At 60.8% G+C, this 22,290-nt stretch carries 21 protein-coding genes; 1 reads left to right on the top strand and 20 read right to left on the bottom strand.

Annotation, left to right across the window (positions count from 1 at the left end; translation table 11 throughout):
• Positions 1–16: 16 nt before the first annotated feature.
• The 10 genes from KI811_RS11385 to KI811_RS11340 all read right to left on the bottom strand — a co-directional run bounded on the left by KI811_RS11385 (position 17) and on the right by KI811_RS11340 (position 9,427).
• The gene (locus KI811_RS11385) at positions 17–1,372 is read right to left on the bottom strand and encodes a hypothetical protein (RefSeq protein ID WP_214186596.1); all 1,356 of its coding nucleotides are present in this window, start codon (positions 1,370–1,372) and stop codon (positions 17–19) included.
• A 10-nt stretch (positions 1,373–1,382) separates the two neighbouring features.
• Complete coding sequence (locus KI811_RS11380; RefSeq protein WP_214186595.1) at positions 1,383–2,144, bottom strand: ABC transporter permease; 762 nt, start codon at positions 2,142–2,144, stop codon at positions 1,383–1,385.
• Positions 2,145–2,158: 14 nt separating this feature from the next.
• Positions 2,159–3,196, bottom strand: a complete 1,038-nt coding sequence (locus KI811_RS11375) for an ABC transporter substrate-binding protein (protein ID WP_214186594.1) — start codon at positions 3,194–3,196, stop codon at positions 2,159–2,161.
• Between the two features lie 33 nt (positions 3,197–3,229).
• Positions 3,230–4,135, bottom strand: coding sequence for an ABC transporter permease (locus KI811_RS11370; protein WP_214186593.1), 906 nt, complete (start codon positions 4,133–4,135; stop codon positions 3,230–3,232).
• Positions 4,136–4,188: 53 nt separating this feature from the next.
• Positions 4,189–5,238 (bottom strand): ABC transporter substrate-binding protein, encoded by a 1,050-nt coding sequence (locus KI811_RS11365; protein ID WP_214186592.1) that lies wholly within the window; start codon positions 5,236–5,238, stop codon positions 4,189–4,191.
• A gap of 47 nt (positions 5,239–5,285) precedes the next feature.
• Entirely contained in the window at positions 5,286–6,314 is a 1,029-nt protein-coding gene (locus KI811_RS11360; RefSeq protein ID WP_214186591.1) for an ABC transporter substrate-binding protein, read from the bottom strand.
• Entirely contained in the window at positions 6,311–7,078 is a 768-nt protein-coding gene (locus KI811_RS11355; protein WP_214186590.1) for an ABC transporter substrate-binding protein, read from the bottom strand. Before KI811_RS11355 ends, KI811_RS11360 begins: the two co-directional genes overlap by 4 nt.
• A 17-nt stretch (positions 7,079–7,095) precedes the next feature.
• On the bottom strand, positions 7,096–7,911 hold the full coding sequence (locus KI811_RS11350; RefSeq protein ID WP_214186589.1) for an ABC transporter ATP-binding protein: 816 nt from the start codon (positions 7,909–7,911) through the stop codon (positions 7,096–7,098).
• A 182-nt stretch (positions 7,912–8,093) separates the two neighbouring features.
• A complete protein-coding gene (gene cysK, locus KI811_RS11345) occupies positions 8,094–9,023 on the bottom strand; it encodes a cysteine synthase A (protein ID WP_214186588.1) in 930 nt (309 codons plus the stop codon).
• A gap of 44 nt (positions 9,024–9,067) precedes the next feature.
• Positions 9,068–9,427 carry a NifB/NifX family molybdenum-iron cluster-binding protein gene (locus tag KI811_RS11340; RefSeq protein WP_214186587.1) on the bottom strand — a complete coding sequence of 120 codons (360 nt, stop codon included), beginning with the start codon at positions 9,425–9,427 and terminating at the stop codon, positions 9,068–9,070.
• A 357-nt stretch (positions 9,428–9,784) separates the two neighbouring features.
• Between KI811_RS11340 and KI811_RS11335 the strand changes: the two genes are divergently transcribed.
• Positions 9,785–10,072, top strand: coding sequence for a DUF2325 domain-containing protein (locus KI811_RS11335; protein ID WP_214186586.1), 288 nt, complete (start codon positions 9,785–9,787; stop codon positions 10,070–10,072).
• Between the two features lie 76 nt (positions 10,073–10,148).
• Here the strand turns inward: KI811_RS11335 and KI811_RS11330 are convergent, their stop codons facing one another.
• The 10 genes from KI811_RS11330 to KI811_RS11285 form a co-directional block, all read right to left on the bottom strand.
• The gene (locus KI811_RS11330; RefSeq protein WP_214186585.1) at positions 10,149–11,069 is read right to left on the bottom strand and encodes an alpha/beta fold hydrolase; all 921 of its coding nucleotides are present in this window, start codon (positions 11,067–11,069) and stop codon (positions 10,149–10,151) included.
• A gap of 66 nt (positions 11,070–11,135) precedes the next feature.
• Positions 11,136–11,951, bottom strand: coding sequence for an RNA polymerase sigma factor (locus tag KI811_RS11325; RefSeq protein WP_246551700.1), 816 nt, complete (start codon positions 11,949–11,951; stop codon positions 11,136–11,138).
• Positions 11,952–12,004: 53 nt separating this feature from the next.
• Positions 12,005–12,943 carry a HEPN domain-containing protein gene (locus KI811_RS11320; protein ID WP_214186584.1) on the bottom strand — a complete coding sequence of 313 codons (939 nt, stop codon included), beginning with the start codon at positions 12,941–12,943 and terminating at the stop codon, positions 12,005–12,007.
• 199 nt (positions 12,944–13,142) lie between these two features.
• The gene (locus tag KI811_RS11315) at positions 13,143–14,300 is read right to left on the bottom strand and encodes a MalY/PatB family protein (RefSeq protein ID WP_214186583.1); all 1,158 of its coding nucleotides are present in this window, start codon (positions 14,298–14,300) and stop codon (positions 13,143–13,145) included.
• 27 nt (positions 14,301–14,327) lie between these two features.
• Positions 14,328–16,436 carry a 5-histidylcysteine sulfoxide synthase gene (gene ovoA, locus KI811_RS11310; RefSeq protein ID WP_214186582.1) on the bottom strand — a complete coding sequence of 703 codons (2,109 nt, stop codon included), beginning with the start codon at positions 16,434–16,436 and terminating at the stop codon, positions 14,328–14,330.
• 84 nt (positions 16,437–16,520) lie between these two features.
• Positions 16,521–18,128 carry an NADP-dependent glyceraldehyde-3-phosphate dehydrogenase gene (locus KI811_RS11305; protein WP_214186581.1) on the bottom strand — a complete coding sequence of 536 codons (1,608 nt, stop codon included), beginning with the start codon at positions 18,126–18,128 and terminating at the stop codon, positions 16,521–16,523.
• A 331-nt stretch (positions 18,129–18,459) separates the two neighbouring features.
• Complete coding sequence (locus KI811_RS11300) at positions 18,460–19,548, bottom strand: uroporphyrinogen decarboxylase family protein (RefSeq protein ID WP_281875830.1); 1,089 nt, start codon at positions 19,546–19,548, stop codon at positions 18,460–18,462.
• Positions 19,549–20,352 (bottom strand): ABC transporter permease, encoded by an 804-nt coding sequence (locus KI811_RS11295; RefSeq protein ID WP_214186580.1) that lies wholly within the window; start codon positions 20,350–20,352, stop codon positions 19,549–19,551. It lies immediately after the preceding gene.
• Positions 20,349–21,383 carry an ABC transporter permease gene (locus tag KI811_RS11290; protein WP_214186579.1) on the bottom strand — a complete coding sequence of 345 codons (1,035 nt, stop codon included), beginning with the start codon at positions 21,381–21,383 and terminating at the stop codon, positions 20,349–20,351. Before KI811_RS11290 ends, KI811_RS11295 begins: the two co-directional genes overlap by 4 nt.
• A 14-nt stretch (positions 21,384–21,397) precedes the next feature.
• Positions 21,398–22,279 (bottom strand): ABC transporter ATP-binding protein, encoded by an 882-nt coding sequence (locus KI811_RS11285; protein ID WP_214186578.1) that lies wholly within the window; start codon positions 22,277–22,279, stop codon positions 21,398–21,400.
• Positions 22,280–22,290: the final 11 nt, after the last annotated feature.

The following is a 22,290-nucleotide window of genomic DNA, read 5'->3' as shown; positions in this document are numbered from 1 at the left end:
TTGCTGTTATTTGTAATTACAAGGTTCTTCTGATCGTTGCCGGAATCCCCCGCGCGCAGGGGATCAAGGTCGAGCAGTGGCCGCAGGATCCGTACCCCCACTCCTTGAAGTGATCCTTGTTGCCGTGGGTTTCGCACAGGCCGGGTATCTTGCCGGCATCGGTAATGGCCCCGGTGGGGCAGCGCTTGATGCAGGCATGGCAACTGCCGTCGACGGCGTAGAGGCAATAGCCGTAGACGTCGGAATATATCCGTTCCGTCGGCCTGAGCTTCAGGGTCGTGACGATGCTGCAGAGACGGCCCAGTACCCCTTTTTCGGTGATGAAATTCTGATGGAGCCCGAAGGTGCCCAGGCCGGCGGCAAAAGCGGCATGCCGCTCGGACCAGAACGGCAGCCAGCCGTCGGAGTCGTAACGGAGATCGATATTCGGCGCGATTGCCTTGCCGCCGTGTTGGACGGCAAAGCGGATCAGGGCGCGCCGCACCACGTTGAGAAACTTGGAACCGTTCCATTTGCCCGACGAGAACTCGATGGCGGAATAGCGCTGCTCCTTCGTGTAGTGTTTCGTTATGGCGTCGGTAAACGGCAGGAAGACGCTGATGATCGACCGGGCGCCGGGAAGCCACTCCTCGGGAAGCCGGTGACCGGGGCCGACGACTTCCGGGTCCTGGAAACGCGCGAAGAGCGGATCGTCGGCAGAGGCTATCCCGATGAGCGGCGCGTCCCAGATAGGCGAATTGTCCCCTTCCGGCAGCGCATTGCGGAAATCCGTCCTGACCAGTTGCGCGACGTACTCCAGGATCTCGTCGGTCGGGACATCGGCCGTGAAATCCGGATCGACGCTGTTCCGTGGCGCCGGGTCCGGCTGGAAAAAGAGGGGATTGATTCCCTCTTGTGGTTCACGGTTCCTGGTCTTCTTTTCCGGGTTCGGATTCGGCGACCCTTTCACGATCAACGGGTTGTCAAAGGGCTTTCTGAACCCCGGGGGCGATCCCTTGGTGAAGTCGTACGCGGTCCAGACGTAAAGCTGCTCGTAATGCTTCTCCAGCAGTTCTTCGGCAAGCTCGCGGGCGGCTTGCCCCTCTCTCAGGCGGGTCGTCCCCTCCTCAGGGAAGATCTCTCCCTCGATGAAGTAGTAGACCTCCTGGCGGACGGGAGTTGCGGCGTTGCGCAGGCTTGCCGTTCTGTCCGAGGTTCTGACCGCCAGCACCTTGCGCGGGTCCGGCCGGTAGCCGCGGAAATTCACCTGCACGATGTAGTCGGTCAGGCTTTCGAGAACCGACTGCCGGTTCAGGATGTTCGGATAGGGCTCGCCCCACTTGGGGATCTCATTGACGAACAGTGAGTTGTTTGCGGCGGCGTTATCGGACATCGTCAGCTCCCTATCGCTTGCCGATCCAGTGCAGGGCCCGGCGCTGCACCAGATCGAACAGTTCCATGATGAGAATGATGACCAGCGACATGAAGATCATGCCGGCGAGGACCTTCGGGTAATCCGAGAAGTCGGCGTAGTACTGGATGAAATGCCCCATCCCCGACTTGGCGCCGAACATCTCGGCCACGGTCAGGAGGATAAAGCTGAAAACCAGAGCCATGCCGGCGCCGCTGAAGATCATCGGCAGGGCGCCGGGAAAGACGACTTTCCGCAGCAGGCGAAAGCCGCGCAGCCCCAGGGTGCTCGCGTTGTCCAGATAGCGCGCGTCCAGGAGCACGACGCCGTGGATGGTCCCCATGAGAATCGGCCAGAAGGCGCCGGCGAAGATGATGAAGGCCGACGAGAGCCAGAACGTGGGAAGAACCGCAATGGCATAGGGAATCAGCATGGTCGGCGGTATCGGGCTTACCCCCCGGAAGATCGGCATGAGCATCGCGCGCAGTGTTGCCGAGGAACCGACCAGAAGCCCCCCGCCGATGCCGAGGACAAGGGCCAGCAGATAGCTCGGAAGCAGCAGTCCCATGGAGTTGAGAAACCCCAGCGCGAGTTTCGGGGAGGATCTCTTCAGTTCCGGCAAAATCTTCGAAAGGCCGGGAAACAGAACCGGTTCCAGCCATCCGGTCAGGTCGGTCGCAAGCTCGAACAACAGCACCAGCACCGCGAGCAGTACGATCGACCTGCCGTATTTTTTGATAAATCCTGAGATCATGTCTGCTTCACCGGTCAATTCTGTTTATCGAACCGTTTCTTGGCTTCACGGTAGTACTTGTCCTTGGGATGACGACGCAGCAGTTCCTTGAGAGCATCCCGGTACAGTTCCACGTTGATGTAGCGATTCACATCCAGGTCGCTCTGCACATAGTCAATGGACTTCATCTCGTGCCACATCTGATTCACCCCTTTGCGGTTCGGGTCGGCATGGGCCTGCTGGTGCGGTTCCAGGGTATATTCACGGGCCATGTTTTCATCGATGCCGAGATAACGCTTGTTGACGTCAACGGCGAGGGCAGGCTTCTCCCATTTGATTTTTTCCGCCTGAAGGATTGCCCTGAGAAAGGCCCGATAGGTCTCAGGGTTCTCCTTGACGGCCTTCCCCTTGACTACGATGCGGCAGCAGGGGTGCTGGGGAAAGAAATCGTTGCTCCACCCGACTATGGAGACGCCGGACTCTTTGGCTTTCAGGAGAATGGACGAAGCGCCGATCCCGACGTCCACCTTGCCTGCCTTTACCGCTTCAAGAACGGCGGAAGGATTTTTGAGCTCGATAATGTTGACGTCCTTGTTCGGGTCGATGCCCGCCCGCTTCAACGCGCCCCGCCAGACGATGTCGGCCGTGTAGATGCGCGGCGTGGCAACCGTTTTTCCCTTGAAGTCCCTGATCGACTTGATCTTGCCCGCCTTGGAAGGGAGTGCGATGACCGGGTGCCCGCCTGAGAGTTGTCCGCCGATAATAGAGAAATCTGCCCCCTTGGTGATGAAGGTCAGCGGGCCGGCCGTACCGAAGGAAATCCCCACGTCGATCTTGCCGCTGTTCAGGGCGTTAAGCCCGTCTGCCGAACTGGCAAACTGCACCAGCTCAACCTCGACCCCCTCCTTTTCGAACAGCTTCTGGTCCTTGGCCAGGAATGTCAGCACACTGCCGCCCCCCGGCGCATAGCCAACTTTGAGCTTTTGCCCTCCTGTGGCGGCAAACACGGGAACAGCCACAGCAACTGCCAGCAGCAGGGTAAGTGTGGAACGGATGATGGTTGTAACTTTCATGGAATCTTTCTCCCAAAGTGTGGTCTGTTGAGTTTAGTTCCGCCACCGGAGCAGACGCCGCTCCAGCCGCTCGGTTCCCCAGGTGATTGCGGTCACCACGATGCTGATGAAGAGGATGCCGACGATAACCCGCTGGTAGTCGGCGAAGTCGGCGAAGTTCTTCACATACCAGCCGATGCCGGAGTTGGCGCCGATCAGCTCCGCCGCCGTCAGGAGCACCAGGGAGAAGACCAGCGCCAGGGTGGCCCCGGTGCAGATGGACGGCATGGCGCCCGGCAGAATGACCCGCACGAGCAGGGTCGGCTCCCGCAGGTTCAGGACCCGGGCCGAGTCGATGAGCCCCTTGGGGATGTTGAAGACCCCATGCACCGTGTTGATGAAGATCGGCCAGAAGGCCCCAATGAAAATGACGAAGATCGAGGCCGCCCGGAAGCTGGGGAGCAGGGCGATGGCATAGGGGATGTAGACGATGGGGGGTATCGGCCCCAGCACCTTGGTGAACGGGTTCACGGCCCGGAAGAGCCGCCCCCGCCATCCCACCAGGAGGCCAAGCGGCACGGCCGTCCCCAGGGCCAGCAGGTAGCCGCTCACCAGCAAAATCAACGAATTGACCAGTCCCTTGAGCATGTCGGGAAGCTCCGCCACAAAGAGCGCCAGCACCGCCTCGGGCTGGGGGAAAAGCATCTTGTCCAGCACCTCGAACCGGGCCGTGGCCAGGTGCCATGACAGGAGGAGCAGGTAGACGATGGCCGCCACGTCGCCGGCGCCCGATGATGAACTCTTGCCCCGGAAGAAGATGCCGCGCAGCAGATAGATCGCCTCGATTGCCGTCACCAGGGCCACAAGGTGGTACGGCTTCTCCGTGCCCGGCACCGGCCAAAGGAGAGTTCCCAGCAACACGACGAAGAGCAGATTGGCTGTTGTGAGGAGCGAGTTCATAGCGTATCCGTCTTTTGGGATTGCCGCGGGGGCGGGCCGTACCCGCCCCTTCGTCAGTGTTTCTTGATGTGCAGGTCCGGGTCGACGGCACGAAAGTCCTTGTCCAACTCTTTCCATAGCTTCTCCTTCGGCTCACGCTTGTTCAGATTTGCCAGGGCCGCGGTGTAGATGCGGGTAGTGACGTGCTGCTCGATCGGCTCGTTGGATGCGATGTAGTCGGCCTTTTTCATGAAATCCCAGAACTGGACGATCGACTTCTTGTGGGGGTCGGGGCTCACCAGGAGGTGACCGCCGTAGATGTCTTTGGACAGGTCAGCCTTGTCGATCTGGACGTACTTGGACACGATGTCCACGGTCTCGTTTTTGTTGGTCTGGTAGAACTTGTAGGCGCGCAGCAGGGCCACCATGAACTTCTCGAAATCGGCCTGACGGGCCTTCAGCGTAGAGGTCAGGGCCACCTGCCGGCAGCAGGTGTGGGACTTGATGACGTCGCCCGAGTACTTGACCACCACCAGACCCTGCTTCTCGGCCATGGTGTAGTAGGGAATCCAGGTGAGGCCGGCATCAATGGCCCCCTTCTTTACCGCCTCCTGCACCGCTGCCGGCGAATCGAACTCCTTGATGGTCAGATCCTTGCGCCAGTCGAGCCCCGCCTCGTGGAGGGCGGCCCGGAAGACCACGTCGCCGGTGGCAAGACGGATCGCGCCGATGGTGGCGCCGCGATAGTTTTTCAGATCCTTGAACCGCGCCGCCTTCTCAGGCTTGGCGATAAGGGCGTGCCCCTCCCCCATCTGGCCGCCAAACAGGGTGAAGTCCGCCCCCTTGGCGATGAACGCCAGGGGCGCCGAGGTGCCGAAGGAGCCGGCGTCGAGCTTGCCGCTCCTGATGGCGGTCAGCCCCTCGCCCGAGTTGGTGAAGCGAAACAGCTCCACATCGAGCCCTTCCTGCTTGAAGAACCCCTTTTCCTTGGCCACGAAATAGAGGAGGTGGCCCGAGGTGGGAAGGTGGCCGACCTTGAGCTTCTTCAGCTCCGCGGCCTGGCTCCCCACCGCACCCAGGGCGAGGAGGGCGATGGTAACGATGAGTGCGACGATTCGTTTCATGATTGTTGCTCCTTGTCTGCTGTGTCTCAGCTTGATATTCAGACTCGTCAATTCTGCTTTCTGTAGAACGTCAGCATCTGTTGATAAATTTTATCTTTCGGTTCGCGTTTGATGACCGAATCCAGGGCCTGCTTGTAAATGTCGGTATTGATATGCCTGTCGATCGGATAATCCTGGGTGATGTAGCCGGCCTCCTGGATATGCTTCCAGAAGTCGAGAATCCCCTTGCGCAGCGGGTCGGGGTTCGACTCGGCCACCCGCTTGACATAGGTCTCGTTGCGGATGATGTCCTCGTCGATCTTCAGCGCCCTGGTATAGATCTTCACGGTTTCATCCGGGTTGGTCTTGTAGAACTTGTATGCCTTGATCAAGGCGGCAAGGAACTTGCGGTACGTCTCCGGATGGGCGTTCACCTCTTTGGTGTGGGCCACGATCCGGCAGCAGGTGTAGTCTGGATAGAATTCCTCGATGTAGTGGGCCACCTTCAGGCCGTAGTTCTTCTCGGCCAGGGAGAAATGGGGAGGATAGACAAGGCCGGCGTCCACTGCACCTTTCTTGACCGCCTCGACCACGGCGGCTACCGTTCCGAACTCAACGAATGAAATGTCTTTCTTGTAATCGATCCCCGCCTTTTTCAGCGCCCCCTTGAAGATGACATCACCGGTGGAGAGCTTGACCAGCCCGATCTTCTTTCCCTTGTAGACCTTGAGGTTCTTGCCGGAAAGCTCGGCCAGACGCTCCGGACGGGTGATGATGGCTTGGCCGCCGATCATCATGCCGCCAATGAAGGTGAACTCGCTTCCTCTCGAGATAAAGAGGAGCGGCGCGGTGGTTCCGAAGGTACCCACATCGAGCTTCTCGGCCTTCAGGGCCGCCAGCCCTTCGGCGGCGCTGCCGAACTGGAAGAGATCCACGTCAACGCCTTCTTCCTTGAAATACCCTTTTTCCTTTGCCACGAAATACAGCCCGTGGGCCGGCTCCGGCACGTAGCCGACCCGCAGTTTCGGCAGATTGGCCCCGAATGCGGTGCCGGCCAGCAACGTCAACGACAGTACGAATGCCATGATGCGTTTCATCGTGAACCTCCCTTATTCTTGTCTCGTTTCTTGGCAACGGGCGGGCAGCAATCGGGAACGCAGACCGCCTCGCTGAACAGCTTCTGCAGTACGCCGTCCTTCGTTCCGGTTCTATCCATCAGCCGGTCAAGGGCGTCGCAGTAGATCTCCTCATAAACGTGATTGGCAAGGAAATCCCGGGGCCTCTTCTCACCCTGCAGGTCATGGAAGCGCCAAAGACGCTCGATCCGCCGATAGTCGGGGTTCGGGTCGAAGTGCACCGCTCCGTGGCCTATGCCCCCAGGCTCTTTCTGCAGGCTTTGATAGGCCCGTATCAAGGCAGTGACGAGCCTGACCAGAACCTCCTTGCCGGGAGCGCGGGGGGGAGCAGCGACAGCCACCACGATACCGCCGCTTTCCTGTTCCAGAGTGGCAGCCTCATCCAGATCGGCCAGCGGGTCCGCACCTCGGGCAGTCCCTCCGCCTGCGATGATCCGCAGCTCTTTGCCCTCGGCAATCTGCCGCAGGGTCTCGCCGACAGCAAAGGCACCGGCGTCAATCCCCCCCGCCGCCAAGGCCGCGAGGCCTCGCTCCGTGTCATGGAACCGGACGAGACGAACCCTGACTCCTTCGGCGCGGAAAAACCCTTTGGAACCAGCCGCCAGGCAGAGGGCGCTGCCGGGATGCTCCAAGTAGCCGAGCCGCAGCGGTGATGACTGCGATGAAGCATCGGCCGCCGCTGTCAGGTTCAGCAGCAGCAGAATCACCCCAAGGAGAATATTCATCCCCGCCGCGGTCACGGTCAGATCCCTTCTCCGGCGGTCCGGACCGTTCGCCCCTCGTCCAGTTCGTCAAGAACATCCGCATGGAGCTCACCAATGAGGCGGTCCCTCAGGGCGATGAATTCCGGGGTGCCGTACAGTTCCTGGCGGACGCGGGGCCGGGGGATGGAGACGTCGAACACTCCTCTCACCGACCCGGGATTCAGTCCCATGACCACCACCCGGCTCGCAAGGAGGATCGCTTCCTCTACGTCATGGGTGACGAAGATGACGGTCTTCCGTTCACCCTTGTTCTGCTGCCAGAGCTGGAGCAGCAGGTCCTGCAGGCGCGCCCGGGTGATGGCATCCAGCGCACCGAACGGCTCGTCCATGAGGAGCACCGGCGAGTTGATGGCAAAGGCGCGGGCGATGGCCGCCCGCTGCCGCATCCCTCCGGAGAGAGCCCCCGGCAGCTTGTGAAAGACATTGTCCAGGCCGACCATTTCCAGATACGCCTGGGCGGTCTCCCGCTGCTCGTTCTTCGGCTTTCCGGGGAAGGCCTGCTCTAGGGCCAGGACCACGTTCTGGCCAGTGGTCATCCAGGGGAAGAGGCTGTAGTCCTGGAACACCACACCCCGGTCGAGCCCAGGTGCGGTTATCGGAGCGCCATCCAGGGCTATGCTCCCTAATGTCGGTTTCGCCAGCCCTGCCAGGAGGCGAAGCAGCGTGCTCTTGCCGCAGCCGGAGGGGCCCAGAAGGCAGATAAACTCTCCGGCCAAAACTTCGAGGTCGATCCCGTCGAGGATCGTCTGGGCACCGTAAGAGAACTGAACGTTGTTGATCGAAATCGTATGCATTGCATCACCCGTAACGAAAAAAGGCCGGGGCCGGTCCCCTCGCGGGAAACGCAAAGCCCCGGCCTCCAGTTTTTCTGGTCAGCCGTGGTAGTGACCCCCCTTAATCCCCCCTACCCTGTAGGGGGGAAGCGAGCGCAAGCGAAGCAGGGGGGTGAAAAGGCAAATTCACTTAGAAGATATTGTTAAACTTCCTGAAACAACGCCGTGGAGAGGTAGCGCTCACCGGTGTCGGGGAGAACCACCACGATCCGCTTCCCGGCGTTCTCCGGTCGCTTCGCCAGCTGGGCGGCGGCGAAGACGGCCGCGCCCGCCGATATCCCCACCAGCAGCCCTTCCTCACGAGCAAGGCGCTGGCCGATGGCAAAGGCTTCCTCGTTCTTCACCTTGAAAATCTCGTCGATCACGTCGGTATTGAGAACATCGGGGACGAAGCCGGCACCGATCCCCTGGATCTTGTGGGGGCCCGGCTGGCCGCCGGAGAGGACCGGCGAATCGAAGGGCTCCACCGCCACGACCTTAAGGCCGGGCTTGCGCGCCTTGAGCACTTCACCCACGCCGGTGATGGTCCCGCCGGTGCCGACCCCGCCGACCACGATGTCCACCTTGCCGTCGGTATCGTTCCAGATCTCCTCCGCCGTTGTGGCCCGGTGAATTTCGGGGTTCGCCGGGTTCTTGAACTGCTGCGGAACGTAGGAATTGGGGATTTCCGACGCCAGCTCGGCCGCCCTCTCAACCGCTCCCTTCATCCCCTTGGCACCGGGGGTGAGAACCAGCTCTGCACCGTAGGCCTTCAGCAGGTTGCGCCGCTCGATGCTCATGGTGTCTGGCATGGTGAGAATGAGCCGATAGCCCCGGGCCGCGGCCACGAAGGCAAGGGCGATGCCGGTGTTGCCGCTCGTCGGCTCGATGATAACGGTGCCTTGCTTGATATACCCTTTCTCTTCGGCATCCTTGATCATGGCGAAACCGATCCGGTCCTTCACGCTGCCGCCCGGGTTGAACGATTCGAGTTTCGCCACCACTTCCGCCTGGGCGCCGTCGGTAACGCGGTTGAGCCGCAGGAGCGGGGTGCCGCCGATAAGATCCGTCAAATTGCTGTAGATTCGTGCCATGTCGAGTTTCCTCCTGATTCTGGTTAGTGGGGTAAATCCCCGCGTTAGTCTTTAGCTATGCTTGTATCTCCGGTGCCGAGATATCGCCTGCCGACAATGGAGAGGGCTTCGTCGATCGTCCCTTCGATAACGAGGGGAAGGACCCGGCGGGCGATGAGTGCATCGATGGCGGTGGGGCCGATCTGGCTCACCACTACCCAGCGGCAGTCGGCCACGACATCCACAACCCGATCCAGCAGGTCATCGGAATGGGCTCTGCCGCTGCACGCAGGGAGACTCTCCCGGTCTTCAAGGTGAGACCACTCCCCCTCCCTGAATTGGTAGATGCTGAATCGCCGGGCCCTGCCGAAATGCTCGTCGATACGCTTTCCATCGCTGCTTGCAACAGCAATCATTTTCTTCATTCCGTTGCCTCCATGTGCAAAAGGCCAGGGAACAGGTTCCGTCCGAACCCTGAAACCCCGGCCTCCAGTTTACTGGTCAGCACGGCAGCTGCGGATGGTTTCCGCTGCCAGACAATATCCAATATCAGTTAAGTCTATTTATCAGATAGGCTGTAAAACAAACTAGCTAACCCAACCAGCAAAGTCAACAATAAATTTTATATAGCCTATAAAAAAAATAGTTTTTATTGTTGACTTTATTTGTGTATTTTATGTATCTCTAAAACATATAGATTTGTGACATCGAGAATTTCCCGGAAATGAAGATGTCTGAAGGATAACACCACCCGGAGAATGGGAATGTAGACGGGAGGAAACATGAACATCGTATTGATCGGGGGAATGGACCGGCTTGAAAGGCACTACATGGAGGAAGCGGAGGATTGCGGTGTTCGGCTCAAGGTATTCACCAAATCCGAGACGGGACTTTCCTCGAAGATCGGCAGCGCCGAGGCGATGATCCTCTTCACCAACAAAGTTTCCCACCGCGTCAGGAACGAGGCGCTGAACATGGCGAAAGCAAGGAACATCCCGGTACAGATGTGCCATTCCTGCGGGGTCTGCTCCCTGAGAACCTGCCTGCTGAACTGCTTGAATCCACAATAACGAGAAAGGCCGGTGCCCATTGGACGCCGGTGAAAGCGTAGCGGAAACAGCAGTACCCGATGGTTGAGCAACGCCGTCAGCTCAGTTGTTTGTTCAAAAAACCGATGATCAGGCGATTTACAATATCCGGTTGTTCCTGATGCAGGAAATGACCGGCAGAAGGGATGATATGATTTTCAAAATGTTTGAGAAAGGCACTTTCCATCCCAGCAGTAGTTTCCGCGCCAATACAGCCATCATCAGCACCATGCAGGTGCATTGCCGGAACGGGAATGGGATCGCTCAAACACTTCCGAATATCGGCCAAATCGGGCTGCTGGAGAGCGGGGTTGAACTGGGAACGATAATACCCTAAAGCCGCCCGCAGCACTGAAGGATTTCGGAACGCCTCCTTTATTTCAGCCATGACCGCTTGCGGGCAGTGCCAGCCCGGCGACCACTCCTGCCATAACTGCTCTATGAACTCAAAATCATTGTGCGCCACAGCCATCTCGGCGAGCGGCAACTGGAAAAAATACATGTACCAGGAGCGCCGCCGCTGGGTCGGATTGGTTAACAACGCCCGCCCGAAATTCGCGGCAGTCGGAACCGACATGCAGACAATCTTCGCGACTTTATCCGGCGCCATGATCGCCGCGCCACGCACCACCGCGGCGCCCCAATCATGGCCGAGGAGGGTGACCGGTTGATCCGACAGCTGACAGATCAGCGCCAGCAGATCCTGAATCAGGATAGCGACCTCAAAAGGGCCGTCGGACGGTGTGTCTGACTCGGAGTAGCCACGCAGACAGGGGGCGACCACTCGATAACCGTTTTCCGCCAGCAACGGAAACTGGTGGCGGAAGGAGATCGGCTGATCGGGAAAGCCATGCAGGGCTATGACCAGTGGCCCTTCACCTGCATCGAGGCCGTGAACCATACGGCCATTGGACTGCACTGTGAACGACCTGATAGTATCGCCCTGTTTCATTCCCCATTGTGTGCCTTTTGTTGTCATGTCCTCTGCCTCCTCAGGTGGTTTATGTCGGTTAGACGACACCGGAGGCAAAAGGTTACACATGAATCAGGAAAAAATTGCCCATTCCTTATTTCTTATCCCGTTCCTAAGCCTCTGCGCATACGCTTGGTCGGCAGCTTCCTGGCAGGTGCTCTGGTAGAGAGTGCGCAGTGCCTTCAGTTCACTGATTTCTTCCCTGGCCTGCACGGTATTCGGAGGAGGCGAAGCGACTGCTGTCTGCGGGGTAATCCACCCTTGCGACAGTCCGAAGCGAACCCACTGCCTGCACGAGCAGGTGCCTGATTTGTTAATCAGCTGACACCGGTCCTCCATGTAGCCAAACCATCGCGCCTTTGCCCGATGAAGGGCGGTTTTTACCGAACTGACCGAGCATTCGAGGATTTCAGCAACGAGCTTGTGGGGTAGGCCCAAGGTGATTGCCAAACAAAACACCTTGCGCTGTTCGAGAGGTAAACATTCCGTCAAGCTGTGCAGGCACTTGATTCTGATCTGATTGGCGAGCAGTTCGGTTTCAGGATTGTTGGCGGGATTCGGGTCGAGGATTTCTTCGAGCGCATAGCCAAGATCTTCAGTAAGCGCAGGAACAGGAAACTTGGCTCGCTGCCTCAGGTAATCATTGGCAACATTCATGGCAATGCGATAAATCCAGGTGGAAAATGCACATCCCCCTCGAAAATCACGGAAGGAACGAAATGCCCTGAGAAAAGTTTCCTGGGTTACCTCTTCAGCGTCGTGGCTATTCCCGGTGAGCCCCAGAGCCAGCTTGTACAACATTTCGTTGTTTTTGCGGTACAACTGGTCAAAAAGTTCTGCCGGATCATCGGGCATAGGGACATTCTCTTCCATTGCTGGAATCTTCATCTTTCTTGGCTCAACGGCTTGAGGGTCTGCCGTTCGGCGGCAGCACCCGAGTGTTATGAGCGCTTCGACTTATGCCAACAACCGAACCCACATTCGTTTAACCTTTGAATGAGCTCATCTTTGGAAAACTTTAAATAAAGCAGCTCAACTATTGCTTTTCTCGCCAATACTCTCAGATCCGCAACGTCGACTTCAGTAATGCTATCGCCCACACCTGTGTGTACCAGTACTGACCGCTTGTCATAAAGTGATTTTACTGTTTTAAATATCCTTGCAGATTGTAACCTTGTCCGCCCCAGAAAAACAGCTGCATTACGTGAGACTTTGTTTCGAAGCTCTTGTTTTCCGTCGTTGAAAAGGACCTCCATGCTAATCATCAAGGTCAAAAACTGTAACGGTATGCTATGCACATGATAAGATTGATCAAATTGTTGTGCGGCAAGCGCAACGTGCTTTGATCTTATATTGCTAGTGTTCTTTGCCAGAAGATCATTTGCCGTCTCCAAATCATTCTTTCTGAGAGTGAAAAGTTCCATTTCGGGGAAATGAAATGATGAGGTCATATAGTCCATTTCTGGCTCACCTTCTTCGAACGTATAAAACAGTTGAACCGGTGAAAATAACCCGCCTGACTTAACAAGCCTCAGCAGCATAATGAAGTGCTCGAGGCGCTCAGTAACTTCCTGCTCCCACCATTTGTATTTCTCATATTCCCCGCTGTCGTACCACTCTTCCTCTTTGTAATTTGAAGGCAATTCGAAAGTTTTCGTAACAGCCAAAATTTCATCCAGAGGTTTCGCGGCATGCCAATACTCGCTTTCGTACTGATTCTGGAGGAGAATTGATTGAAGTGGGTCAATGCGCTCAAGAAAATTAAAGAACTTCGCGCTTGGTTGTGCCTCTATGGCAAAATCATCGGGAAGGCGTACATGAAGGAGGCTACGATCCACGTTCCAGATCGGAGCTAAAAAATGTATTTTTTTTGTTTCCATTTTTCTCATCATAACGCGTTATTGAGCGGTTAGAGTGATGCATCTACCTGTAGATGCCCGTATCTATATGTATATGCTTACATCTACCAGTATATGACGATTATCTATATGTAGATGCTTCAGAATAAGTCGCGGGCAACAGTCCACCATTCCCGAGCGGCGCGTCATGTTAAGAAGCTAATGCAATCCTCTTTCACGGTCAAGAAATCATTCCCGCCAAAGCCCTCCTCATCCGCCCCAGCGCCTCCACAAGCAATGAGCGGCTGCAACCGAAGTTGAGCCGCACGAAGCCGGGTGCGCCGAAGTCGGCCCCATCGGAGAGCCCTACCCCGGCCTCTTCGAAAAAGCGCGCCGGGTCCGGGATGCCGGTCTCTCGGGCGTCGATCCAGGCCAGATAGGTCGCTTCCACGTGGGCCACGCTCAAGCCGGGCATGGCGTTGACTTCCGCCGCCACCAGGTCACGGTTGTCACGCAGGTACGCAACGAGCGCTTGGCGCCACTCCTCGCCATCCCGATAGGCGGCCAGGGCGGCGGTATAGCCCAGGGCGTTCACATGGGGGACGATCCTACCCATAGCCTTCCTGAAGGCCCGGCGAAGGCCGGGATCGCCGATGACGGCGAAGGAGCAGCCGAGGCCGGGGATGTTGTAGGTCTTGCTGGGGGCCAGGAGGGTGATGGTGCGCCGCGCCGTCTCCGGCGAGAGGGTGGCGATGGGGATGTGGCGCCTGTCCTCGTCCAGCACCAGGCCGGCATGGATATCGTCGGAGCCGATGACCAGGTTGTGCCGTTCTGCAACCTCTGCGAACTGCGCCAGCTCTTCCCGCGACCAGGCACGTCCCACCGGGTTGTGGGGGGTGCAGAGCAGGAGAAGCTTCGTGCGCGGGGTGATGGCCCGCTCCAGAGCCTCCAAATCGGCCACCCAGCGCCCCTCCCGCAGTTGCAGGGGAACCTTGATCAGCCCCCGGTTCGACAGCCCCGGCGCCGACATGAACGGCGGGTAGATCGGGGTAAAGGTGACGACCTCGTCCCCTGCCCCGCCCACGGCCCGGCAGAGGACGTTCAGGCCGCAGACCAGGCCGGGGAGCCAGACGATCCACTCCTCCTCCACCGCCCAGCCGTAATCGGCCAGCAGATGCGCCCGGACCGCCTGCACCAGTTCGGCAGGGGGATGGGTGTAGCCGAAGACTCCGTGCTCGACCCGCTCGTGCAGGGCCTGGATAACGGCCGGGGGCGAGCGGAAGTCCATGTCGGCTACCCAGAGGGGGATGATGTCCCGTCCCCGGTATTTGTCCCATTTTTCGCTGGCGGTGTTGCGGCGGTCGATGATGGTGTCGAAGTCAAAGCGGTGTCGCGTCATCTGTCTTCCTTTACGTGAAATATCTCGTCAACGCCGCTCCCAGACGGTGAGCTCGGCGATGCTGTGCTGGAACTTGCGCCGGGTTTCGCGGATCACGAAGGGGACGTCCCGCGGCTCGCCAACCGGCCGGAAATGGGGAGCCAGCGCCTCCTTCAGCCCGTCCAGGGTGGTGACGTTCTCCCCCGCATCCTTGTAGCCCCCCAGCCATTCCTCCTTCTTGGTGGATGCCTCCTGCCAGGTGTAGGGAGAGGTGATCACCAGCAGCCCGCCGGGATTGATCCGTTCGTGGATGGTGGTCAGAAAGCGGCGCGGCGAGTAGAGCCGGTCGATGAGGTTGGCCGCCAGCACCAGGTCGTAGCCGGTGAACTTCTCCGGCAGGTTGCAGGCATCGGCCTGGAAGAATTCGACCCGTTCGCGGATGCCGTCGAGCCCCAGGTCGGCCAAGCCGATCTCGTGGAACGAGAGGATCTCACCCTCCTCGGGGAAGGCGTAGCGCAGGTATCCCTCCTCCTGCATCCGGGCCGCCAGACGGAAAAACCGGGTGGAGAAGTCGAGGCCCGTGACCCTCTCGAATCCCCCGCGGGCCAGCTCGAAGGCGGCCCGCCCCACGGCGCACCCCAGATCCAGGGCGCGCCCCTTGGGCCGCCCCTCCATCAGGCCAAGGCATATTTCCGCGCAGGCCGCCGGGAAGTTGGGAACGCCGAAATGCTCCGCGCCGTAGTGGGCGTCGCAATACTGGGCCGCCAGGGCATCGGTCTCGTACTGGTCCTGGTGGATCTCCACCGAGGCGGCGCTCTCCACGTAGCGGAACCCGGCATGCTGGAAGAAGTGGCGGCGGAAGGCGTAGCGGGAGTCGCGGGTCGCCTCGTTGCCGGTGGAGATCCAGGAGCCCCCCTTGATCAGGTTGTGACGGGTGTCGAAGGTGGGGGTGGAGAAGTCGTCGTACCAGGGGTGGATCTCAAAGCCGTGGAAGGGGTAGATGGGGGTCTCGGTCCACTGCCAGACGTTGCCGATCACGTCGCAGAAATCGCCGAAACGGAAGCGGTCCACCGGGCAGGAGGAGGACCAGTATTCCAGGTTGATGTTCCCCGGCGCCCTCTCCCACCATGGCTGATCGGAGATGGCGGAGACGTCCCGCAGCCGGTTCCACTCGTCCTCGGTGGGGAGGCGGATTGGCAGCCCCGTCTGGTCGGACTTCCAGGCGCAGAAGGCCTTGGCCTCCAACTGGTTCACCTCCACCGGCCAGTTCCAGGGGAGGTCGATGATCGACGCCATGGTCCGCAGCTTCCAGCCGCCGTCCCCTTTCAGCCAGAAGAGCGGATGCTCGGCATCGCGGAAATTGCGCCAGTTCCACCCCTCGTCGGTCCACCACCGCTCTTCGCGGTAGCCGCCGGCCTCCACGAACGCCAGATATTCCCGGTTGGAGGTCAGGAGGCGTGCGGCCTTGAAGCCGGCCACCTCGGCCTCGTGGCGGCCGTACTCGTTGTCCCAGCCGTAGAGGGGATGATCCTTCGGCTTGCCGAGGACCACCTTCCCCGCCGGCACCGGCAGCAACCCGTTGGCCGGCGGTTCCCCGGCCTCTTGGCAGATATCCCAGAACGGGAGCTGCACCACCTGGTCTATGGGAAGCTGGCGGATCAGCACCGACGAGGTCTCCAGATGGATCCGCTCGTGCTCGATCCCCATCATGATCGCCCAGAAGGGGTCCTCCCAGGTAATGGGGAGCTTCAGCGGCATGCGGCGGATCAGGCCGTCCACCAGTTCGCGGGCCTTGTCCCGGTATTCCTTCACCGCCTGGCGGGTGGGCCAGTCATAGTGGGTGGAGTCCAGGTCGTCCCACGACATCTCATCCACCCCCACCGCAAACATCGACTCGAAGTGGGGGTTGATGCGGGTGTCGATCACCCGGGCGATGGTCAGCTTGTTGATGAAGAAGGTGGCGGTGTGGCCGAAGTAGAAGATGAGCGGATGGCGCAGCCGGTCGGCCCGCAGGTAGAAGGTATCGTCGTACTTAAGGGTTTCGTAGAGCTTCTCGTCGATGTCGAAGGTGCGGTGGAAGTACTCCAGGATCTCGGCACGCTTCTGTTCGGGATCGCCCTCGTTGAGGATGGTGGTGCGGGTATTGCGCAGTTCCATGGTCTGTTCCTCCGGCTGTGGTCTGACGTCACCCGATAAAGGATGCCAGAGCATGCACCATGGTCAAGGCCGCCCTCCCCTGTTTCACAGGATGTAGTCGGTGGAGAGGAAATGGGACTTCCGCTCCTCGACGATGGTCGTGATGATCTGCCGGTTGGTGTCGGTCTCCCGGGCCGCCACCACGGTCCGGATGGAGAAGACCCGCAGGGCATCCACGACGGACTGGGTCCCTTCGGCGGAGTTCTTCCGCCCGTTGAACGGGAAGGTGTCGGGGCTGCGCTGGCACTGGCTGTTGATGTTGATGCGGCAGACCTGGTTCACCAGCGCATCCATCACCGGGGCGATGAGGTCCGGGTCCTGGCCGAAGATGCTCGCCTGTTGGCCATAGTCGGAAGAAACCACGTAGTCGATGACCTCCCGGATGTCGTCGTAGGGAACCACCGGCACCACGGGGCCGAACTGCTCCTCGTGGTAGACCCGCATGGCAGGGGTCACCGGATAGAGGAGCGCCGGCGCGAAGAACGAACCCGCAATCTCTCCACCCCCCAAATTCACGACCCGCGCGCCGAGCCCCTCGGCGTCCCGCACCAGCCCGTCCAGGTAGGCCGGCTTCTCCGGCTCCGGCAGCGGGGTGATGGTCACCCCCTCCTCCCAGGGCATTCCGTGGCGCAGCACGTTGATTCCACGGGCCAGCTTTTCCAGGAAGGGCTCGGCGACGGAACGGTGGACGAAGAGGATCTTCAGGGCCGTGCAGCGCTGGCCGTTGAAGGTGAGGCTCCCCTTGAGACATTCAGCCGCAGCCAGGTCCAGATCGGCGTCGGGGAGGATAACGGCAGGGTTCTTGGCATCGAGGCCGAGCACGCAGCGGAGCCGGTGGGGCCGGGGATGGGCGGCGCGGAGCCGGTCGGCGACCCTGCTGGTGCCGATGAAGGCGAGCACGTCCACGTCTCCCGAGGCGAGAAGCGGCGGGACGACCGCCTCGCCATCGCCATAGACCGTGTTGACCACACCGGGAGGGAAGGAATCGCGGAACGCCTCCAACAGCGGCTGAAAGAGGAGGATGCCGAACCGGGGGGGCTTCAGCACGATGGTATTCCCCATGACCAGGGCCGGCACCAGGGTCGAAAAGGTCTCGTAGAGGGGGAAGTTGAAAGGCCCCATGCAGAGCACCACCCCCAGGGGGGCCCGACGGATCTGGCCAATGATCCCCTGCTGGATCTGGAACCGCGAGGAGGCGCGGTCAAGCTCCTTGAGCGCCTCCACCGTGTCGTGGATGTAGGACCTGGCCCGGTCGAACTCCGCTTCCGCCTCCCGTCGCGACTTGCCGATCTCCAGCATCAGGAGCCGGACGATCTCGGCCCGCCGCTGTTCCATGGCATCGGTAAACTGCCGCAGGCAGCGGATTCGCTCCGTCACCGGCATGGTCGGCCAGGCGCCGCGACCGTAGGCGTAGGCGCGCTTCGCGGCCTCCAGTGCCTCCAGGGACGCCTCCGGGGAAAGGAGCGGGGCCATCCCGATCTTTAATGGAACGCTTTCCTCCCCCGTCCTGACCCGAACCGGGGAGAACACCTCCTGGAGCGGCCCCTCCCACCGGCGCAGTTCGCCGTCGACCAGGTAGGTTTCCTGGCGGATCGGGATGTTGGACAGAAACATTTCCGGGATTTCTTCGAGTTTGGGAAATATGACGGGCATGGTGCTCCTCGGGGAAACATGGTGTGGAAGTATCACCCCCCTGCTCGCTAACGCTCGCTTCCCCCCTACAAGGTAGGGGGGACTGAGGGGGGTCCAATCAGAATGTGAAACAGCAATGTCGTTTCGCAAAGCAAAGAGACCGCACGCGGATGCATGCGGTCTCTTGCCGTAACCACTGGGGCACAGTGTAACGGGTACAGGAACCGGGTGGCAACACTTAATCAGCGACAATCGCCGGACCTCGGATTAATGACCCCCCTTAATCCCCCCTACCCTGTAGGGGGGAAGCGAGCGTTAGCGAAGCAGGGGGGTCGAAGCAGGGGGGTCGAACTTATGCTGCCTGCTCCAGAGAAAATTTGGCCGGGTCCAGAGGCCAGCGGCCATAGGTGCGGGCAGCCTCCACCAGGGCGTGGATGTTGTCCGGCGGCGTGTCGATGGGGAGGCCGCAGCCGAGGCCGAGGATATACCCCTTCGGGTTGTCCCACCCCTTGGCGAGGCATTCCCGGGCATTGGCCCGCACATCATCGGGGGTGCCCATGAACATGGTGGCCGTGGGACGGATATTGCCGAGGAGCGCCACCCGGTCGCCCACTTGCCGCTTCGCCTCGGCAATATCTACGGCGTCGTCGAGGCTCAGGACCGACACGCCGGTGTCGGCCATCTCCGGCCAGATTTTACTGGTGTTCCCGCAAATGTGGAGCGACGGCGCAAATCCGGCGACCCCGGTTATGGCTGCAGCGATCTCCTTCAGGTACGGCAGGGCGAACTCGCGGAACTGGCGGGCACTGATCATGGTGCCGGAGGCGGTGGGGTCGGCCAGGCCGATCCGGGCCCCAACCCCCACCGCTGCCGTGGCGAAGCGGATGATGCTGTCGGTGGCAAGGCGCAGTAGCCGATGCGCAAAGGGAGGATTCTTGTGGAGATCCCGCAGGAACTGCTCGGTGCCGCGGATGCCGGCGGCAGTGGTGAACGGCCCGGAGGTGGTCAGGGACAGGGGCACCTGATCGCCGATCTCCTTCAGGACGATGGCCGCCGCCTCCAGAAACAGGGGGAGCCTGCCGTCACGCTCCGGATCGGGAACCGTGAGCCGGTCCAGGTCGGACTCTTTCTTGACGACATGGTCGGCCACGTAGGGAGTGCTGTCGGGGAAGGCGAGCCTGCTGCCGATCGCCTCGGCGATGCCGGCGAGGCCTGGGCCGGTGTTCACGTTGTCCGTACCGTAAAGTCGCCAGGCGGCGATCTGTCCCTCGGCCATGAGCCGGGCGGAGTTGTTGTACTCCCCCACCGTCACCCCGATCACCCGGGCCGCATGGTCGCTGATGAGGAGGTTGACCGGAATCCGGTCGTAGGGCTTCCCCGTCAGGGCCGCCACGGTCCGCTCCTTCGCTGTCATTGTTTCGGTAAATACCAGTGTACCCACTTATCTCTCCTTGACGTTTGCAGCCAACTCTCCCAACGGTCGGGATTCTTCCGTGTCCCGCGCCGGAGCGAGCCAGAGGCCGATCAGTTTCAGAATGCCGTCCACGGCAAGAGCCATGACCGTTATCACCGCCGCTCCGGCGAAGATGCGCGCCACGTGGTAGCTCTCCTGGGCCTGGATCACCAGCCAGCCGAGCCCCGACGACGCTCCCATCATCTCGGCGGCGATCAGCATGATGAAGGCGTAGCCGGCTGAAAGACGCAGCCCGGCGAAGATGGAAGGAGCGGCCAACGGGATAACCACCGAGACAAAGAGCCGCAGCCGGCCGACGCCAAGGGACCGCGCCGCCTTGAGGATAAGCGGATCGGCGCCCCGCACGCCATTTATGGCGCTGAACGTCACCGGCCAGAGGCAGAGCCAGCCGATGATAAAGGTCTTTGCCCCCTCGCCGATGCCGAGAAAGAGGATGATGATGTGAAAGAGGACCACTGGGTTCGCCTGGGCGAAGAGTTCCATGAGCGGTTCCAGGGCTGTCTGGAGCCGGGGGAACCACCCGCCGACCACGAGCCCCAGGGGAAGCCCCAGCGCCACTGCCGCCAGAAAGCCCACCAGCGCCCGCCGCAGGCTCACGAGGGCGTGGGTTTGCAGATCTCCCCCATGCCAGAGCCCTACCACGGTTTCAACCACCGTTGAGAGCGGGGGGAGGAAGACGGGGTCGATGGCGCCGGCCCGGGGGAGGAGTTCCCAGAGGGCCAGAAACACCGCCAGCGGTATCGCCCCGATGATGGAGATATCCCGCTTCATTTTCCCTTTCCTCCATCGGTGAAGGGCTCCCACCCGTTCAGATCCTGCTCAAGCTGCTTTTCTTCCTCGATCCGTTCCGGCGTCGGCAGGCTGTGCTTGCCATGGTGGCTGTGCCCTCCCGAGACGGCTGCCAGGTTGACCCGCCGGACCTCCCACCCTCCGGCAACGAAGAGCAGTATCAGGAGCGCCGCCGCCAGGGCCGCTCCCCCCTTGCCGGGCCGCAGGACATGTCGCGCCGCTCGCCCCGTAACCGCTTCGGACGGTGCCTCGCGCCAGGCAAAAAGCGCCTGCTCCAGGGTCAGGAGTCCCCGGTTCAGGGCATAGCCGAGGAAGACGATGGCGACGGCTCCCGCGTACAGCCGTGGAATCTGAAAATTCATGGCCGAGTTGTGGACGAGCCACCCCACCCCGGCGTTCGCCCCGAGCATTTCGGCCGCCACCAGCATGAAAAAGACAAGGCCGGCGCCGATCCGCACGCCGGTGAAGAGGGTCGGCAGCGCTCCCGGAAGGAGCACCGTCCGGCAGAGGCCCCCCCCGTTGACGCCAAGGGAGCGGGCGGTTTTCACCAGGAGCGGGTCCACCGTGCGGGCCCCGGTAACCGTGTAGAAGAGGATCGGCCAGAGCGAGACCCAGCCGATCACGGCAATCTTTGCCGTTTCGCCGATCCCGAAAAAGAGGAGAAAGAGCGGCAGAAGCGTGAAGGGGTTCACCTGGCTGAGAAGCCGCAGGAGCGGTTCCAGCGCCTCACCGGCCCGGGGGGAGTGCCGCCCCAGGAGAAACCCTGCCGGCACGCCGACCGCCACCGCAACCGCAAGCCCCGAAAGCCCGCGCCAGGCACTTATCAGGAGATGGGACGCGAGGGTTCCCTCCGCCGCCAGCCTCCCAAAGGCCCCCAACACGGCCGAAAACGGCGGCGCGAAGTACGGATCGACCCAGCCGGCCCTCGGTGCCGTCTCCCAGAGAAGCAGAAAGACGGCTACGCCCGACCAGCGAAGGATGCGGTCGGTTATGGCGTCGGGAGTCCTGGCCATCCCCTACCCCATCGTCATAACGCCGCCGTGGGGGAGATCGCCTCAGCCACGGGTACTCCTGAGTGGCGCGTCGGCACTTCCTCCGGCCGGTTCTGGAGAAGCTCCCAGATCTTGTGCCGGACCCAGCCGAACTCGGCCGACGAGCGAATATCGCCGGTGTGGCGGGGACGGGGAAGGTTGATGGGAACAACCTCCTTCAGGGTGCCGGGATTGGCCGTGAGGACCGCCACGCGGTCCGCAAGGAAAACCGCCTCCTCGATGCTGTGGGTGACAAAAACGATAGTCTTCTTCGTCTCCCCCCAGATGCGGAGCAGTTCGTCCTGGAGCACCTCGCGGGTCTGGGCGTCGACGGCGGCGAACGGTTCGTCCATGAGGAGGACTTCCGGGTCGTAGGCCAGGGCCCGGGCAATGGCGACCCGCTGTTTCATCCCGCCGGAGAGTTCGTGGGGATAACGGTCCTCGAATCCCTCCAGGCCCACCAGTTTGATGAAGCGGCTGCTGATGTCGCGCCGCTCCCCCTTGGGAACCTTCTTCACCTCCAGGCCGAACTCCACGTTCCGCCGCACCGTCCGCCACGGGAACAGGGCATACCCCTGGAGGACGATCCCCCGGTCCAGAGCCGGGCCGGTGATCTTCTTCCCGTCGATATAGGCCGCCCCGGAGCTCGGAAAGGCAAGCCCGGCCAGGATGTCGAGAAGCGTCGATTTCCCGCATCCCGACGGCCCCACCAGGGCGAGGAACTCCCCGTCCCGCACCTCCAGATTTATGTTCTTGAGGGCGATGAATTCACTCGCTGCGCCCCCTTTGCTCCGCTTCAGCTGATAGATGCGGTTCAGTTCTTTAACTTCGATCTTTGGTAGCACCGGTGTCTCTGACGGTGACGCAAGCGTTGCCATATGGAGCCTCC

It is taken from the genome of Geobacter hydrogenophilus (assembly GCF_018501225.1).
GTDB classification, from domain to species: domain Bacteria; phylum Desulfobacterota; class Desulfuromonadia; order Geobacterales; family Geobacteraceae; genus Geobacter; species Geobacter hydrogenophilus.
This window is presented reverse-complemented; position numbering and strand designations above follow the sequence as displayed.